This window comes from Streptomyces luomodiensis, from assembly GCF_031679605.1.
GTDB classification, from domain to species: Bacteria; Actinomycetota; Actinomycetes; order Streptomycetales; family Streptomycetaceae; genus Streptomyces; species Streptomyces luomodiensis.
Genome location: NZ_CP117522.1, coordinates 1,276,686 through 1,293,292 on the forward strand (window position 1 = coordinate 1,276,686; position 16,607 = coordinate 1,293,292).

Below are 16,607 nucleotides of genomic sequence, written 5' to 3' on the forward strand. Positions count from 1 at the left end.
GTCGGTGGCGCGAGAGTAAAAGGGGCACGACGCCGATTGAGTGACGAAAGACTGACGCCGTCCCGCGGCCGGAAGCACGCCGTGCCCGAAACGGGCTCCACTACGATCCCCCCTTGTGCGATTTACGGTGTTAGGCCCGGTCAGGGCGTGGCGTGCGGACGCCGAACTGGAGCTGGGGCCGCCCAAGCAGCGAGCGCTGCTGGCGTTGTTGCTGGTGCGGGCGGGACAACCGGTGGCGCTCAGCGAGATCGTCGACGTGCTCTGGGCGCAGGCTCCGCCGAGCACCGCGGTGAACGTGGTGCACCGCCATGTGGGGTCGGTGCGCCGGCTGCTGGAACCCGGTCTGCCGGCCCGGACCGAGGGCAGCCGGCTGGTGCGCAGCTCCGGCGGCTACCGGCTGAACACGGAGCCGGACACGCTGGATCTGCTGCGCTTCCGGCAGCTGAGCGAAACGGCCCGGCGCACCGCCGCCGCGGGGGCACCGGAGCGGGCGGCCGGTCTCTTCACCCAGGCGCTCGCCCTGTGGCGGGGGCCGACCGCCACCGGGGTTCCCGCCGACATCCAGGCACATCCGGTCTTTTCCGGTGTCGACCGCGAACTTCTGGCCGTCGCCAAGGAGGCCGCCACGACGGCGCTGGACTCCGAGGTCCCGCAGCGGCTGCCCGCCGTCCTCCAGCAGTTCGCCGCCCACCACGCACTGGACGAGACCCTTCAGGCCCAGCTGATCCGGGTGCTCGCCGCCACCGGACGGCGGGCCGAGGCGCTGGAGGTCTTCGCGGCCGCACGGGACGGGCTGGCGGAGCAGCTCGGCGTGGCCCCCGGCCCCGAACTGCGCGCCGCCCACCGCCGGCTGCTGTCCCGGTCGGCCCCAGCGGTCCCCCTCGCGCCGGCCGAGCCGGGCCATCCGGGGGCGCCGGGCCCTATGGCCGGGCCGAGCCATCCCGCCGAGCCGAGTCATCCCGCCGAGCCGAGCCGTCCGACGGCGCCGGCCGCCCCGGCCGTGCGGCCCGCCCAACTGCCGCCCGATCTCACGGCGTTCAGCGGACGGCGGGCCGAACTCGCCGACATCCACGCCCTGCTGCCCGAGGGCGCCGAGAGCGGGTCACCGGCTCCCTTGGTGATCAGCGCGATCGACGGGATGGCCGGGGTCGGCAAGACCACGCTGGCCGTGCACTGGGCCCACCGCATCGCCCACCGTTTTCCGGACGGACAGCTCTACGCCAATCTGCGCGGCTTCGATCCGGCCGGTTCGATGATGTCGCCGAACGAGGCGCTGCGGACGTTCCTGCACGCCCTGGGGATTCCGCCGAACCGGGTGCCCGCGGACCTGGACGCCAAGACCGCGCTGTACCGCAGTCTGCTGGCGGGGCGGCGGACGCTGGTCCTGCTGGACAATGTGGTGGACTCCAGCCACGTCCGGCCACTGCTGCCCGGCTCCCCCGGCTGTCTGACCATCGTCACCAGCCGCAATCAACTCCACGGTCTGATCGCGAGCGAGGGGGCCCGTCCCCTTACTCTGGGCCCGCTGTCCGCCGCCGAGTCCCATGAGGCGCTGGCCCGGCGGCTGGGCGCGGACCGGGTCGGCGCGGAGCCACGGGCCGTGGCGACCATCGTCCAGCTGTGCGGGCGGCTGCCGCTCGCACTGGCGGTGGTGGCCGCCCGTGCCGCGACCCGTCCGTCCTTTCCCCTTTCTTCCGTCGCCGCGGAGCTGCTCGCAAGCCGGGGAAACCTCGACGCGTTCGCGGGCGCCGATCCGCACACCGACGCACGGACCGTCTTCTCCTGGTCCTACCGGGCCCTGGACCCGGAGGCCGCCCGGCTGTTCCGGCTGCTGGCCCTGCATCCTGGCCCGGATGTCTCCACGGCGGCGGCCGCGAGCGTGGCCGGACGCCCGCTCCGCGCCACCCGGGCCCTGCTGGCCACGCTCACCGGCGCCCATCTGCTGGCCGAGCACGCCCCGGGCCGCTACACCTGCCACGACCTGCTGCGCGCCTACGCCATGGAGCTCGTCCAGGACCACGACACGGACGAGACCCGCCGGGCCGCCCGGCACCGCATGTTCGACCACTATCTGCACACCGCGCGCACCGCCGCCACGCTGCTCGCCCCGCACCGGACCGAACCCTTGCCCCTGTCCCCGCCCCGGCCCGACGCCGCACCCGAGCACCTCGACGGCCAGGACCGGGCCGAGGCATGGCTCGCGGCCGAGCGGACCGTTCTGCTGTCGGCCGTCGAGCACGCACGGGATCACCAATTCCCCCGCCACGCCTGGCAGTTGGCCGTGACGCTGGAGCTCTTCCTGGACCGGCGCGGCCACTGGCAGGAGCAGACCGCCATCCAGCGCACCGCGCTGGGGGCGGCCCGCGCCCTGTCCGACCGGCTCGGCCAGGCGCACACCCACCGCACCCTGGGGTTCGCCGAGGGGCGGCTGGGCCGGTACGACGAGGCGGACGGCCATCTGGAGCGGGCCCTGGAGCTGTTCGGGAAGCTCGGCGAGGGGGACGGCCGGGCCCGCACCCTGCGCGCCATGGCCTTTCTGGCCAACGCCCGCGGCCGCCACCAGCGGGCGCTGGACCACTACGGGCCCGCGCTCGACCACTACCGCGCCTCGGCACACCTCAGTGGTCAGGCCAGTGTGCTCAATGAGATCGGCTGGACCCATATTCTCCGCGGTGCGTACGAGCGCGCCCTGACCCACTGCCGGCAGGCGGTCGAACTGCACCGGCGGATCGGTGACTCGGCCGGCGAGGCCGCCGCGCTGGACAGCGTGGGATACGCGTACCACCACATGGGCCGGTATGAGCACGCCCTCACCTCCTACCGTCGGGCGGTCGCCATCTACCGCGAGATCAGCGACCGGTATCTGGAGGCCGACACCCTGACCCACCAGGGGGACACCCGGCTGGCCCAGGGCGACCTGGCCACCGCCCTCGCCGACTGGCGGCTGGCCCTGGAGATCCTCCAGGAGCTGAACCACCCCGATGCCCGGATCCTCGGCGGCAAACTGCGGCAGTACCGGCAGTGGCCGCATCCGGCCCCGGCGCGCGGCGGATGACGGGGTCTGGGGGGCGTGGTGTTCCTCGCTGTCGCGGCCACGGCGGGGGCCTTACGGATCGTCGGGACGGTGTGCGACCGGCCCGCTCGGGGCCCGGCCGTGTACCGGGTTCTCCCTGTCGTACGGACGCGCCCGGCGCATTGCTCAACCGGGCGTGGAAAAAACCGTACGGCCCTCCGTACGGTCCTCCGGACGGCGGCCGCGCAGAGTACCAGCGATCAATGATCTCTGTCCCGGCTTTATTCACTGGTGATGAGGTCTCCACGACCAGGCCACACAAGGCACTAGCGTCCGGTGTCACTCCGAACCAAGGAGGGCGCTGTGCGATCCGCAAACCTCACCAGATACATCGCCTCCAGCCGTACCATCGGCACCGGTCTCATCATCGGTGCGCTCGCCGTCACCCTGGCGGCGATCCTCGTCCCGGTGTCGCTGTTCGGCGAGAGCAGCGCCGCCGTGCCGCGCAACGGCGTCACGGACGACGGCGGGGGGACGGTCAGCACGCAGTACGGACCGCTGACGGCCACTGACCGGGACTTCGTCCGCAAGGTCAGGCTCGCCGGCACATGGGAGCTCCCGGCGGGGCGCCTCGCGCAGGAGCGGGGCGACCGGGACGCCGTGAAGACCGCCGGTGAGCATCTCATCGAGGGACACACCGAACTCGACCGCCGGTCCGAGGAGGTCGGCCGGGCGCTCGGCATCCAGCTGCCCACTCAGCCCAACGCGCAGCAGCAGGGCTGGCTGGACGAGATGACAGACGCCGGCAGCAGCGCCGAGTTCGAGCGGGTGTTCGCCAACCGGTTGCGCGCCGCCCACGGCAAGGTGTTCAACCTCGTGGCGCAGGTGCGCGCCGAAAGCCGCAACTCCATGGTCAGATCTCTGGCCACCAGGGCCAATGCCATCGTTCTCGACCACATCACGGTCCTCGAGGACACCGGGCTCGTCGACTTCGACGCCCTCTAACGACTAAGTGAAGTGATCTCATGAGGCAACGAACCCACAAACGCGGGCGGTTCACCAACAAGACCGTCGCCGTCGTCGCCGCTCTGGCGCTCGGTGGCGGCGGGGCAGCGATCGTCGCCGCGAACGCGTCGGCCCATGGCGACAGGGGCGGCTCCGGCCGGAACACCACCGTGTCCGCGCGGGCGGGGACGATCCAGTGCCCCGATGTGGGCCAGAAACTGAGCCACGTGCCGGCCAAGGCCAGGCCCGAGGTCGACAAGAACCTGGCCGAGCTGGACAACCAGGTGGCCACCGCGTACCAGCGGATGAACCGGCAGCGCGGTTCGAGCCAGGCGGTGCTCTCCCGGCTCAACGACGAGCGCTCCCGGACACTGGACGACATCGGCTCGGCCATGGGCGGCGACAACACCCAGCTCCGGGGGATGACCGACTGCACCTGGCAGGAGGTCGCCACGACCACGGGCGGCAAGGGCCGGTTCGGCCGGCCGGGCGGCGGGCGCGGCGGGCAGGGCGGCGACCAGCAAGGCGGCGACGGGCAGGGCGGCGACGGGCAGGGCGGCGAGGGCGCCAACGAGGTGCCCGGCAACGCGGGCGGCCAGGCGGGCAACGGGCCCTCGCAGGACGACTTCGTCGACATCACCCAGGTGCGGCCGAACGTCCAGGAGCCGCCGCGGGCCCGGAAGAACGGCTCCACCGGCACCTTCACCTCCGACTGCGGCGTCGGCGACCCGGCCCTGCGCAACAGCGACAACGTCATCGTCGCCCCCGGAGTGGGCAATGGCGCCCACCACATGCACGACTACGTGGGCAACGACAGCAACAGCGCCTTCGCCGACAACCGGACCTTCGAGCAGGCGGGCACCTCCTGCGCCAACGGCGACAAGTCGACCTACTACTGGCCGGTCCTGCGCGCCCAGGACGGTACGAACGAGGCGGACGCCGATCAGCTCGGCGGCGGGCAGGAAGGCAACGTCGGCACGATCCTGACCCCCAAGAGCTCCACGCTCGAGTTCCGGGGCAACCCGCGGAGCAAGGTCACGGCGATGCCGAAGTTCCTGCGGATCATCACCGGTGACGCCAAGGCGTTCACCAACGGCGACGCCAACGCCAACGCCTCCTGGAGCTGCACCGGCTTCGAGGACCGGCAGCTGACCGACAAGTACCCGCTCTGCCCCGAAGGCAGCTCCGTCACCCGCACCTTCGACTTCCAGAGCTGCTGGGACGGCAAGAACATCGACAGCGCCAACCACCGTGACCACGTGGCCTTCGCCGCTGAGGACGGCTCCTGCCCCGACGGCTTCCAGGCCATCCCCCAGCTGGTGAACACGATCACCTACGACGTGCCGGCCAACACCCCGTACGCCGTGGACGGCTTCCCCGAGCAGTTGCACAAGCCCATCACCGACCACGACGACTTCATCAACGTGATGCCGGACGACCTGATGAACAAGGCGGTGGACTGCATCAACCGCGGCAAGCAGTGCGGCTGATGGACCAGGATCACCAGGAACACCAGGATCACCAGGCGCGCGCCGGCCGGGAGGCCGGCGCGCGCCGCGCTGCCACCGGGCCGGCCCCGCGGGGGGCGTCGCCCGCCGGGACGGGAGGCTGAACCAACCGCCGCCCCCTCGCGGGCGATCCGCCGGCCCTCGTCGACGACGCGAACCGCCGGCCGCGCGAGCGCGGCCGGCGGTTCGTCGTGTTACCGGTCAGAGTCCGTTCACGCGTGCCTCCCGGGCGATGCCCAGCGGCCGGACGCCGGGGGGCGCACCGGTGCGGACCCGGCGGCTCACCCGGGACGCGTGGCGCCGTATCCGGTCCATCTGCGCCATCAGCCTGCGGCCGCGCAACGCCATCTCCAGCTCGAAGCGTATGCGGGGGTCGCGCAGGCCCGGCCCGAAGAGCTTCTCGATCTGGCGCAGCCGGTACCGCACGGTCTGCGGATGCACCTTGAGGGCCTTGGCCGCCTCGGGCGCGCCGCCGCCCTCCAGCCAGGCCAGCAGCGTCATCTGGAGGCGTTCGCTCTGCCGGGGGGTCAGCCCGGCCAGCGGTTTGAGCCACCGCGCGGCCAGCGCCCGGACCAGTGACTCGTCCTGGAGGAGCAGCAGCATCGACAGATGGTCGTCGACGAAGAGCACCCGGGCCTCGGGGCCCGAGCGGGCGGGTGCCAGGGCCAGCAGGCGCCGTGCCCACCGCACCGACGAGGCCACGTCACCCAGCGGCACCACATGGCCCACGGCCGCGGTGCGGCCGCGCAGCGCGGTCTCCAGCGCCGCCCGGGTGCCGGGCTCGGCGGAAACGTCCCGCTCCGGGTCCCGGTCGCCTTCCCGGTCGCCTTCCTGGGCGGTGGCGGTGGCGGTGGCAGGGTCCGGGGCGGGTCCCGGGTCGGTGTCCGGGTCGGGGATCAGCAGGCACAGCTCGTCGCCGACCGCGCCGATGAGGGTGTCTCCCAGCACGGCGGCCGGCTGCGGTGCCTCGCCCGGCGTGGGCAGGGCGATGGCCAGCACCGTCTCGGGAAGCGGCCACCGGGCGGCCCGGGAGAGCTCCATCAGGGTGCGCTCGGAGACCGCCACCTCACCGATGAGGGCCTCGAAGAGGTCGCGCCGGGCCCGCTCGGGCGGCACCTCGGCCAGCGCCTCTGCGCAGGCGCCGTCCTGGCCGGTCCTGTCCTCGCCCGCCGTGCGGTGGCCGAGTGCCGTCAGGAGAGCCTGCTCGACTCCCCGTCGGACCTTGTCTCGCCCTAAGTTCTCCAGAAGTGCGGCGAATCCCGGAATTCCGTGCCGAAGGCTCTCAATCAACTCGTCGGCCAGGGAGGGGAGTTCGTTGCGCGGAACGCGGGTCCACTCGCCACGGGGGCGGGACCGGATGCGGTTCACGAGTTCGCCCATCATTACCTCGTTCTTGCCGGGGGGAGACCTGGCCGTTGGGGGTCGGCCAGGTCCGTGGAGGTTGTCTCCGTCACCGGTTCGTCCAGTACCGGTCGGGAGTCGAGGGTCCTCCGCTACGTCATAGAGGAACCCACCCCCTCCCGGTCCCGGCACTTTGCTGGATCTTTGCCATGGTGATGACAGTGGATCAGCCGGGGACGGGGTGAGCACGGTGCGTCCACGAGAAGTTGTCACGTTACGACAAATCTTATGGAGATCATGTGTACTTCCGAGAAGCTGCTGCCCCCAAGACGACGTTGACGTATCTCGTCACCCGCGCGAATCCGCGCGATCGGGAGGCTCCCATGTCCATGTCCCAAACGCCGCTCCCCTCCCCGCAGGGGCGCCACGGGGGACGCCGGGCCCGTGGCGGACGACGAGCCGCTCGCCGGACTCAGCAGCGTGATCCATCCGGGCTCGGATGGCCGCGCGATGTCCGGATCTACGCCATTATCGGCACCGTCGCGCTGTCCCTGTACGTGGCGTGGGACGCCGGCGCGTTCTCCCAGACCTTCGCGTTCCTGGACTTCGGCGCGGGGGTGCTCGCGCTGGTCTGCCTGACATCGGCGGTGCTGTGGGGGCTCGCCGCGACCGACCAGCTGATCCTGCACACCCACCAGCGACTGATCGCCCAGGCCATCCACCGGGCGGCCGCGGTCGCCGGTCTGCTGTTCCTGGTCCTTCACATCTGGGTCAAGATCGCGGAGAGCCACACCGACGCCACGACCGTCGCGCTGCCGTTCGCTGACGCAAATCAGCCGGTGCTGATCGGACTCGGCACCATCGCGGGCTATTTGTTCGTGATCGCGGCGGTGACCGGTGCGGTGCGCGGTTCGTTCGCCTCTGCGGGCCACTCCCGCTGGCGGTACCGCTGGTGGCGGGCGCTGCACGTGGGCGCCTACCCCGCGTGGTGCGCGGCGCTGATCCACGGGCTGAAGGCGGGGCGTGCCGCCAAGACCTGGGCGACCTACGGCTACCTCGCGGCCCTGGCCGGTGTCGCCGTCGCGCTGTGGCTGCGGCTGGTGACCCGGCGGCGCCAGGACATCGACCGGGCGGACGGCATCGAGGTCAGGAACCCTCCCGCCCGCAGCATGCGGGCGGCCGGTCCCCGGCGGGCCGACCCCACCGTGCCGCGCCCCCGCCCGGCCGCATCCGGGCGGCGTGCGGGCCGGCCGCTCGGCGCCTCGCGCGGGTGGGGCCGGTGATCACGACAAAACCCGGACTCGCCTGTGTCGATCCGCCCCGGCTGCTGGCCGGGCTCGACGAGGTGTACCGGCTGGACCGGGTCGGCCATCTGACCGTGCACGGCACCATGCCGGCCCTGCGGGCGGACGAACTCGTGGCGCTCGCGGAGAACATCGATCTGCGCGGGCGCGGCGGGGCCGGTTTCCCCTTCGCCAAGAAGGTCTCGGCCGTTGTCGAGTCGGCCGGCCGGCGCGAGGGCCGCTGCGCCGTCGTGGTCAACGGCAGTGAGGGGGAGCCCAGTTGCCTCAAGGACACCGCGCTGCTGCTGCACACCCCGCATCTGGTGATCGACGGCGCCGTACTGGCCGCCGAGGCGATCGGCGCCGAGGAGGTCGCCATCGCGGTGCACCGCCCGGATGTCGAGGAGTCCCTGGCCGCCGCGATCGCCGAGCGCGGTCCCAGCGGGGTCCCGGTCTCGGTGAACCGCACCCCGGACCGGTTCGTCGCCGGTGAGGGCGGCGCCGTCATCAACGGCATCAGCGGCGCCCCGGCCATCCCCAACGGCCGGAAGATCCGGACCAGCGACAGCGGGCTCGGCGGTCTGCCCACCCTGCTGTCCAACACCGAGACCTTCGCCCAGCTCGCCGTGGCGGCGCGGATGGGCGCCCTGCCGTACCGCTCGGTGGGACTGCCCACCGAACCGGGCACGACGCTGCTGACGGTCGGTGGCACGTATGTGATGGAGACGCCCACCGGAGTGCCACTGACCTACATCCTGGAGCTGTGCGGCCTCACCCCCGGGCAGGCGGTCCTGGTGGGCGGCTATCACGGCAAGTGGCTGGCCCCGGGGAGCATCAACGCCGCCACCATCTCCCGGGAGTCCATGCAGACGTACGGCGCCCGGCTGGGCGCCGGGGCGGTGCTGCCCATCCCCGAGAACACCTGCCCGCTGGGTGAGACCGCGCGGGTGGCGCGCTGGCTGGCCGCCGAGACGGCCGGTCAGTGCGGGCCCTGCTTCATCGGGCTGCCGGCGCTCGCGGACGCCCTCGGCCAGGTGGAGCGCGGGGGCGGCCAGTCCGCGATCGACAAGGTGCGCGCCTACGTCACCTCGGTGCGCAAGCGCGGGGCGTGCGGCCATCCCGATGGCACCGCCGGTTTCGTGGCCACCGCGCTGGACGTGTTCCCGGAGGAGTTCGAGGCCCATGCGCGCGGCACCGGCTGCGGACGGCCGACGGTGGGGGTGCTGCCGCTGCCACCGGACGCGCCACCGTCCGCGCCGCCGTCCGCCCCGTCGGGCCCCGCGGCGCGCGACCGGCGGCCCCAGCGGGGGCCGACGGAGAAGCTCCTGGTGGACTGGTCGCTGTGCCAGGGCCATGGGCTGTGCGCGGACATCCTGCCGCCCGAGGTGCTGACGCTCGGGATCGACGGCTATCCGGCCTCGGCCACGATGGATGTGCCCCGGCAGCTGCGTGCGCAGGCGGTCCGCGCGGTCCGCCGCTGCCCCGCCCTGGCGCTGCGCATCGAGGAGTAGCGACAGGGCGACGCACACTCCTGCGGTTTGTGCGTCCGGTGACAAATTCCGCGGCCGCTGAGTGCCGGCCGGCGCGGGCTCCGTATGCACATGGCGTCGGCGTGATCACCGCCGGACCGGTCGAGACTGCAGAGGAATGGTCATGGAGAAGCGGCGTCACATCGCCTACGCCGGGGTGTCGGTAGCGATGGTTCTGCTGACGGCGGCGTGCGGCAGCGGCGAGGACAACACGGCGGGCAGCGCCAACGTGCAGCCGGCGGGTGGCAGTCAGACCGTGGGTGCGGGGGCCTCCGCGTCGCCGGGTGCGGGGGCGGGTGCGGCGGCCGGCGACATCGGCGCCGGCGCGGGTGACGAGGCCACGCGCACCGGGCCCGCGAAGCGGTTGACGGTCGAGAAGAACGCCGAGCTCGGCTCGTTCGTCACCGACAGCGAGGGCTGGACGCTCTACCGGTTCGACGAGGACACCCCCAAGCCGGCCAAGTCCGCCTGCAACGACGACTGCGCCACCAAGTGGCCCGCGGTGCCCGCGGACGACGCCACGGCCACCGCCGGTATCGACTCCGGCGCACTCGGCTCGGTCACCCGCTCCGACGGCAGCAAACAGCTGACGCTGGCGGGCTGGCCGGTCTACCGCTTCGCGGGCGACACCGAGCCGGGCGACACCAAGGGCCAGGGCGTGGGCGGTACGTGGAACGCGCTGGCGCCCGACGGCAAACCGGCCGGCAAGGCCGCGGCCACGGACGACAGCCTCCAGCTGATGGTCAGGAACGACGCCGAACTCGGCAAGGTCATCGTGGACGGCGACGGCATGACCGTCTACCGGTTCGACAAGGACAGCGCCTGGCCGATGAAGACCGGTTGCCTCGGTGCCTGCCTGGACACCTGGAAGCCGGTCAAGGCCGTGGACACCACCAAGGTCGCCGGGGTCGACGCCGCGAAGGTCACCTCGTTCAAGCGCCCCGACGGCACCCGGCAGGCGGCGTTCGACTGCTGGCTGCTCTACACCTTCACCGGGGACGAGAAGCCGGGTGACATCAATGGCCAGGGTGTGAAGGGCACCTGGTTCGCGGTCACCGACAAGGGCAAGAAGGCCGGCCGGTAACGATCCGGGTCCGGACCGCCCCACTTCCACCGGGAGGTTGATGTGTCACTCGCACTCCGTGCCACCACCGTCTGCGCCGCCTTGCTGGTTCTGGGCGGTTGCGGTGGCGGCGGGGCACACGGCACCGCGCACGAGCGGACGGAGACCTCCCCCCTCGCCAAGGCGTTCGCCGAGCCCGGCACCCCGGCGCCGCTGACGAAGATCGCCGACGCCATCGGCTGCGAGGCCACGGTCATCACCGAGGCGGAGGAGCTGCGCCAGGGCGCCTGCGGGTCCGGTGGGAAACGGTTCACGATGGTCACCTTCGCCACCGACAAGGGGCAGCGTGACTGGCTGGCCACGTCGAAGGACTACGGGGGCATATACCTGGTCGGCAAGCGCTGGTCGGTCACCGGTCTGTCCATGGGCTCGCTGGAGCCCCTGCGCCAGAAGATCGGCGGGTCCCTCGAGAAGGGGATGTCCATGTCCCACGACGGATCCCACGGCGGGAACCCGGGGAGCGCGATGGACGGGATGGGAAGACCGGACGGCTCGTCGGGCCACTCCGGGCACGACGGCGAGAAGTGACCTGAGCGCCCGCCGACCAGGCGATGGGCGCCTACCGGCTGGTCAGGCCGCGTGCGAATCCGCCCACTTGACCAGCCCCGGATCGGCGAGGGTGGGGACCCACGCGTCGACCGGAGGGGGCTCGTCCAGCGGTTTCCGCGGTCCGACGCCGAGCACCCTCAGCCCGGCGCGCGAGGCGGACAGAAACCCGCAGTGGGAGTCCTCCACCGCCAGGGCGTCCTCGGGGGCCGCCCCGCACAGCCGGGCGGCCTCCAGATAGACATCCGGGTACGGCTTGGGCCGCACCTCCCCCTCGGGGACCAGCACATGGCCGAAGTACCGCAGCAGCCCGGCCTTGGCGAGCCCGTCCTCCACGACGTCCCGCGGGCAGTTGCTGGCCACGGCCAGCGGCGCGAAGGCCGCCGCCTTGGCGACCAGTTGGGGCGCCCCCGGCATGGTGACCGGGTCGTCGGCCACCAACCGGCGGAAGGCGTCCAGGAGTTGTCCGGTCATCTGGTCGGCGAGTTCGGGGCGCCCGGCGAATTCGGCCAGCATACGGCCGCATTCGGTGTAGTGGAGCCCCTTCGTGCGCCGGGCGAATTCCTCGTCGGGGGCGGTTCCGTGGTTTCTGAGCACCACTTCGCGCGCCTCTTCCCAGTGTCGTTCGGAATCCATCAGGGTGCCGTCGCAGTCGAAGACGATGGCGGCTGGGGTCCATCCGAGAAGCTTTTCGGCTGTCATCTGTCTGCCGTTCCATGGGAGGTGGAGGAATCGGCGCAGGAGATACCTGTACCTGCGGGGAGCCGTGCGGTGGAAATGACCTGGCGGCTCAGAAGGGCGCTGTGCGCCGACCGCTGCTGTCGTACAGGCCGAGAGTCTCGCCTGCCCGAAACATAACGATCACTACGTTAGTTAGATGACCCGCAGTAAGCAAGAGGTCACTGAGTGTCGGCGTTTTGTTCGTCGGTCAGGCTGTTCGTCGGTCGGCCTGTTCGTCGCCAAAGAGTTCGTCGCACAGCGCGTTCGCCGGTCAGAGGTACTGGAGCACACCGACCGCCGTGCAGATGTCGGCCTGGCGCAGCCGGAAGACGCAGGTTCTGCCGTGGGAGGTGCACTCGATCACGGCCGGTGGAATCGACTCGGTGAACCGGATCGCCTTCATCCGGCAGCCGACGGGCCGGATCAGCGTGGAACCGGTGGCCAGCGCCGCGGCCTGCCGGGCGCCCTCCAGCAGTACCAGGCCCGGCACATGGTCGCTCCAGTGGTCGAAGAAGAACGGATGGCGGGGGTCGGCGGGGTCGAGGTAGACCACTCCCCCGTCCCGCACCACCAGCACGTCCCGGGCCGAGGGAACGGCCAGTTGCGCAGGTGAGGGCCGCACCGCGGCACGCAGCCTGCGGCGCGCGGTGTGCCCGTGCGCGGCGGCCCGGGTCTCCGCGTAGGTGGTGCCGTCGAGGAAGCGCGCGGTGCCCCCGGCCCAGGCGAAGAGCTTGCCACCGGCCGAGAGCACGACGTCCAGCCGCATCCCCGAGACATAGCGTCCGCAGGGCGAGGTGCGGACGTCGGTCACGGCGGCCCGGCAGGTGATGTCGGAGGCGCCGTACGGGGCCCGGGGCTCGGTCTCGGGGTCGAGGCGGTAGGAGAGGTCCCGGATCAGGAAGTGCGCTCCCGCGGGCACCGCGTAGTACCGCGTGGGGATGTAGATCCCCAGCTCCCGCAGGGTTTCGGCGATCATCAGCGGATGGTGCCGGCCGTCCCCGCCGTGCGGGAAGGTGGGATGGGACCTCGGCCACTGGGCGGCGGCCTCGAACCGGCCGTCACCGTGCGTACGCACATCGGTGAGCAGCACCTCGGCCACCGAGACCCGGTGCACCGCCTCCCGCGCCACGGTGCGGGACCAGCTGAGCGGCCGCCCGATGGGATCGGGCGGCTCCGAAAGGCCATGAGCCTCACGAACGATCACCATAAAATACTAATAATGTTTGACCTATCTCGCCTCATCACCATCGCGGGCCGAAAGTCCGCTAAGTTCTCCCCGTCACATCCGACGGGCTGCTGAAGGACGGCGAACACGTGCAAGAACGGGCCGCGCAAACACGCCGATCCCTTCTGGAGGCCGCCGCGTTCCTTTTCGATGAACGGGGATACGCCGGAACGAGCATCAGCGACATCACCTCCCGGTCGGGCCACACCAGCGGCGCCATCTATTTCCATTACACGAGCAAGGAGCGGCTCGCCCTCGCCGTGGTGGAGGAACACTTCGCCACCTGGCCCCCGCTGATCGAGGGATACGCCGCCCTCGACGTGCCTCCCCTGGAGCAACTCGTCCGGCTCAGCTTCGCGGTGGCCCGCGCCTTCCGCGATGACATCGTGGTCCGGGCCGGCGCCCGGCTGTGGGCCGAGCGCACCCTGATCGAGGCGCCCATGCCACCGCCCTTCGTGGGGTGGATCGACGCCGTGGGGCAGCTGTTGGAGAAGGCGCGGGCCGAGGGCGATCTGGCGCCGCACGTCGAGCCGCTGGCCGCCGCCCGGACCGTCGTATGCGCCTTCTTCGGGCTGCACACCGTGTCCGAGGCCCTCGACGGGCGGCGGCTCGTCGAGGACCATCTGGCCGATCTGTGGACGCTGCTGCTGCCCTCGCTCCAGGCCCGGCCCGGGGACACGGCGAGGCTGCTGGCCCTCGCCCGCCCCGGCACCCCGCCGCCGTCAGAGTGAGGCGCCCGCGCACATCACCACCGTCTGGCCGGTGACCGCGCCACCCTCCGGGCCCAGCAGGAACGACGTCAGCCCCGCCACCTCCTCCGGACGCACCAGCCGACCCAGCGGCGGCATCACCGGCGGGGTGCGGCTGCGGCCGGGGTCCCGCAGCATGGGGGTGTCCGTCGGCCCCGGCGCCACCACGTTCACCGTGACCGCCCGGGGCGCCAGCTCGGCCGCCCAGGACCGGGCCAGGGCGGGCAGCGCCGCCTTGGTCGCGGCGTACTGGCTCTTGCCCGGGACACCCGTCATCGTCCGGCTGCCCACCAGCACCACCCGGCCGCCGTCCGCGATCCGGTCCACCAGCGTGTCGACCAGGACACTCGCCGCCTGCACATGGATCCGCCACATGAGGGCACCGTCCTCGGCCGCCAGCTCCCCCAGCCGCGCCGAGCGCTGCACACCCGCCGCGTGCACGATGGCGTCCACCCCGGACACCGGGGCGAGCACCTCGGGCAGCGCCTCCGGCCGGGACAGATCGGCCGGGATCCAGTGCAGCTGTGGAGCGGTGTGCGCGGGGGCCGTACGGCTGATCCCGGTGATCCGCCACCCCTCGTCCAGCAGCCGGGCGGCGACGGCGGCGCCGATACCGGAGCTGACCCCGGTGACCACGGCGTGGCGGGGCTCAGACATCGGCCGCCCAATCGACGGCGACCCGCACGTACTTGATGGCCTGGCGGTGGTACGTGTACGCGATGTGCAGCGTGCCGTCGGGCCCCTGCCGGATGGTGGGGTACGACAGCTCGCGGTTGAGCCGGTCGCGTGAGTTGTTGGTCAGGCAGTGGCCGTCACCGGTGTCCAGATCGCGCCGTACGGGCCAGGTCAGGCCGTTGTCCGAGGACAGCGCGAGGGTCATCGGGGCCCGCGGCGCGCCCCAGAAGGCGCCGGGTGCCGCATCGTCGTGTGCGGCGGCCGGGGCCGGGGTCCGGCCGGTGTGTCCCTCGTCGTCGATCTCGTCGTAGAGGGAGACCCGGCGGGCCGTGGCGTCCGCCTGGCTGCTGTGGTTGTAGACCAGCGCGAGTCGTCCGTCGGCGAGCGGGACGTACTGCACGGAGGAGTTGTTGTTGGGCAGTTCGGTGCGGACCGGCTCGCTCCAAGTCTCCCCGCCGTCGGTGCTGTGCGAGCGGTACACCGCGTCCGCCCAGCGGCTGCGGAAGAGGGCCAGCACAGTGGTGTCCGGCAGCTGGTGGACGTTCATGTGCACACAGCCGGTCGAGCCCGGCACCGGCCGCTCACGCCAGGTCCTCCCCTGGTCGTCGCTGATCATCACCGCGCTGGTGTCATGGTCGCCGACCCATTTGACACCGGGGGTGGCCACGCAGTGGAACACCGGCAGCAGCCACCGCCCCGAGTCCAGGACGGCCACCGGCTGACGGATGAACACCCCACCCGCCTCGGTGGCCGGGAAGAGCGTGCGCGGCGCGTCCCAGGTGACACCCGCGTCGGCGGACACCCGCAACCGGACCTCCGCCGTGTCCTGGTCACCGGCGCGCTGGGCGGTGTAGAGCAGCCACAGCTCACCGGCCGGGGTGGGGAACAGCAGCGGGTTCTGCTCCGAGCGGGTGGCGTCATCGGAGAGCCGGACCGGCTCCGTCCAGGTGTCGGAGCCCGGGGCAAGCCGGGAGAACCACACGGAGATGTCCGGCACGCCCTCCTGCGTGCCGCCGAACCACACGCATCCGAGGTCCCCTCCGGGCAGCACGGTGAGGTTGGCGGCGTGGTTCTGTACGGCGGGCGCCGGCAGAAACGCCTCGACCCGGGCCGGATCACCGGCCCGGGGCCGCAGCCGTCCGTCGGCCTGTGCACGGATATCGGTGGACACGGGGTCTCCTCAGCGGTGGGTGTGGGTGGGTGGGTGGTGCGGTCATGCTCATGGGCGTGGCCGGACTGCGGATCGGTTGGTTACGCCGGGTGGGTGGACGGGTGCGTGGCCCGGTGGGGCCCGGTGGGCGGCCGGGTGGGGGTCCGGTGCGCGGCCCGGTGGAGGTCCGGTGCGCGGCCGGGCACCATCGCACGGCCAGACGAGGGCCCGGCGAGCGGGCCGCCGCATGGCCCGGTGCACGGCTCCGCCGGAGCCCGGCACGTGCCCCCGGCGGAGCCCAGCGGGTGGCTCCCCCTGCAGGTGCGTGGCCCGGTGGGGGCCCGGTGCGCGGCCGGGCACCATCGCACGGCCAGACGAGGGCCCGGCGGGTGGGCCGCCGCATGGCCCAGTGGACGGCTCCGCCGGAGCCCGGTACGTGCCCCGGCGGAGCCGGCGGGTGGCTCTCCCCGCTCGGCCCTTCCGGGAACCTGTGCGTACGGCCTGCCACGTGTGACCCCGCTGCGTACGGCCTGCCACGTCCGACCCGGCCACGGTCCGTGGCCGTCCGGCCGGGACCAGTGCGGGCCGGTCCGGTCCGGCCGCGCCGGGGGCCTCGGCCGCGGCCGGGCGGAGCGTCCCACCGCGAGGCGAAGGCGGCGGTGCACAGGCCCCATGGCCGAGCCACGACGGAAGGACCCTGTGGCCCATGACCGAGCCACGCACAGCGACAGCCCACCGTG

At 72.4% G+C, this 16,607-nt stretch carries 13 protein-coding genes; 8 read left to right on the forward strand and 5 right to left on the reverse strand.

What is annotated here, in order from left to right:
• The first annotated feature begins 115 nt into the window (after positions 1-115).
• The 3 genes from PS467_RS05195 (at position 116) to PS467_RS05205 (ending at position 5,508) form a co-directional block, all read left to right on the forward strand.
• On the forward strand, positions 116-3,055 hold the full coding sequence (locus PS467_RS05195) for an AfsR/SARP family transcriptional regulator (RefSeq protein WP_311034204.1): 2,940 nt from the start codon (positions 116-118) through the stop codon (positions 3,053-3,055).
• Between the two features lie 321 nt (positions 3,056-3,376).
• Positions 3,377-4,018 carry a DUF4142 domain-containing protein gene (locus PS467_RS05200; protein WP_311034205.1) on the forward strand — a complete coding sequence of 214 codons (642 nt, stop codon included), beginning with the start codon at positions 3,377-3,379 and terminating at the stop codon, positions 4,016-4,018.
• 20 nt (positions 4,019-4,038) lie between these two features.
• Positions 4,039-5,508, forward strand: a complete 1,470-nt coding sequence (locus PS467_RS05205) for a DUF1996 domain-containing protein (protein ID WP_311034206.1) — start codon at positions 4,039-4,041, stop codon at positions 5,506-5,508.
• Positions 5,509-5,727: 219 nt separating this feature from the next.
• Here the strand turns inward: PS467_RS05205 and PS467_RS05210 are convergent, their stop codons facing one another.
• Positions 5,728-6,909, reverse strand: a complete 1,182-nt coding sequence (locus PS467_RS05210) for a PucR family transcriptional regulator (RefSeq protein WP_432280541.1) — start codon at positions 6,907-6,909, stop codon at positions 5,728-5,730.
• Between the two features lie 341 nt (positions 6,910-7,250).
• Here PS467_RS05210 and PS467_RS05215 point away from each other — a divergent pair, with 341 nt between their 5' ends.
• The 4 genes from PS467_RS05215 to PS467_RS05230 all read left to right on the forward strand — a co-directional run bounded on the left by PS467_RS05215 (position 7,251) and on the right by PS467_RS05230 (position 11,330).
• Positions 7,251-8,150 carry a ferric reductase-like transmembrane domain-containing protein gene (locus tag PS467_RS05215; protein ID WP_311034208.1) on the forward strand — a complete coding sequence of 300 codons (900 nt, stop codon included), beginning with the start codon at positions 7,251-7,253 and terminating at the stop codon, positions 8,148-8,150.
• Positions 8,147-9,661: an NADH-ubiquinone oxidoreductase-F iron-sulfur binding region domain-containing protein gene (locus PS467_RS05220; RefSeq protein ID WP_311034209.1), complete on the forward strand. Its 1,515-nt coding sequence runs from the start codon at positions 8,147-8,149 to the stop codon at positions 9,659-9,661. The genes PS467_RS05215 and PS467_RS05220 overlap by 4 nt, the downstream gene beginning before the upstream one ends.
• A 142-nt stretch (positions 9,662-9,803) precedes the next feature.
• Positions 9,804-10,763, forward strand: a complete 960-nt coding sequence (locus tag PS467_RS05225) for an SCO0930 family lipoprotein (protein ID WP_311034210.1) — start codon at positions 9,804-9,806, stop codon at positions 10,761-10,763.
• Positions 10,764-10,805: 42 nt separating this feature from the next.
• On the forward strand, positions 10,806-11,330 hold the full coding sequence (locus tag PS467_RS05230; protein ID WP_311034211.1) for a hypothetical protein: 525 nt from the start codon (positions 10,806-10,808) through the stop codon (positions 11,328-11,330).
• A 42-nt stretch (positions 11,331-11,372) separates the two neighbouring features.
• On the opposite strand, the gene PS467_RS05235 is transcribed toward PS467_RS05230, so the two are convergent.
• Both PS467_RS05235 and PS467_RS05240 read right to left on the reverse strand, forming a co-directional pair.
• Entirely contained in the window at positions 11,373-12,050 is a 678-nt protein-coding gene (locus PS467_RS05235; protein WP_268970273.1) for an HAD family hydrolase, read from the reverse strand.
• 289 nt (positions 12,051-12,339) lie between these two features.
• Positions 12,340-13,275: a ScbA/BarX family gamma-butyrolactone biosynthesis protein gene (locus tag PS467_RS05240; RefSeq protein WP_311034212.1), complete on the reverse strand. Its 936-nt coding sequence runs from the start codon at positions 13,273-13,275 to the stop codon at positions 12,340-12,342.
• Positions 13,276-13,382: 107 nt separating this feature from the next.
• Here PS467_RS05240 and PS467_RS05245 point away from each other — a divergent pair, with 107 nt between their 5' ends.
• Entirely contained in the window at positions 13,383-14,024 is a 642-nt protein-coding gene (locus PS467_RS05245; RefSeq protein ID WP_268970275.1) for a ScbR family autoregulator-binding transcription factor, read from the forward strand.
• On the opposite strand, the gene PS467_RS05250 is transcribed toward PS467_RS05245, so the two are convergent.
• Both PS467_RS05250 and PS467_RS05255 read right to left on the reverse strand, forming a co-directional pair.
• Positions 14,016-14,699, reverse strand: a complete 684-nt coding sequence (locus PS467_RS05250) for an SDR family NAD(P)-dependent oxidoreductase (protein ID WP_311034213.1) — start codon at positions 14,697-14,699, stop codon at positions 14,016-14,018. The genes PS467_RS05245 and PS467_RS05250 overlap by 9 nt on opposite strands.
• Positions 14,692-15,888, reverse strand: coding sequence for a sialidase family protein (locus PS467_RS05255; protein WP_311034214.1), 1,197 nt, complete (start codon positions 15,886-15,888; stop codon positions 14,692-14,694). The genes PS467_RS05250 and PS467_RS05255 overlap by 8 nt, the downstream gene beginning before the upstream one ends.
• Positions 15,889-16,607 lie beyond the last annotated feature (719 nt).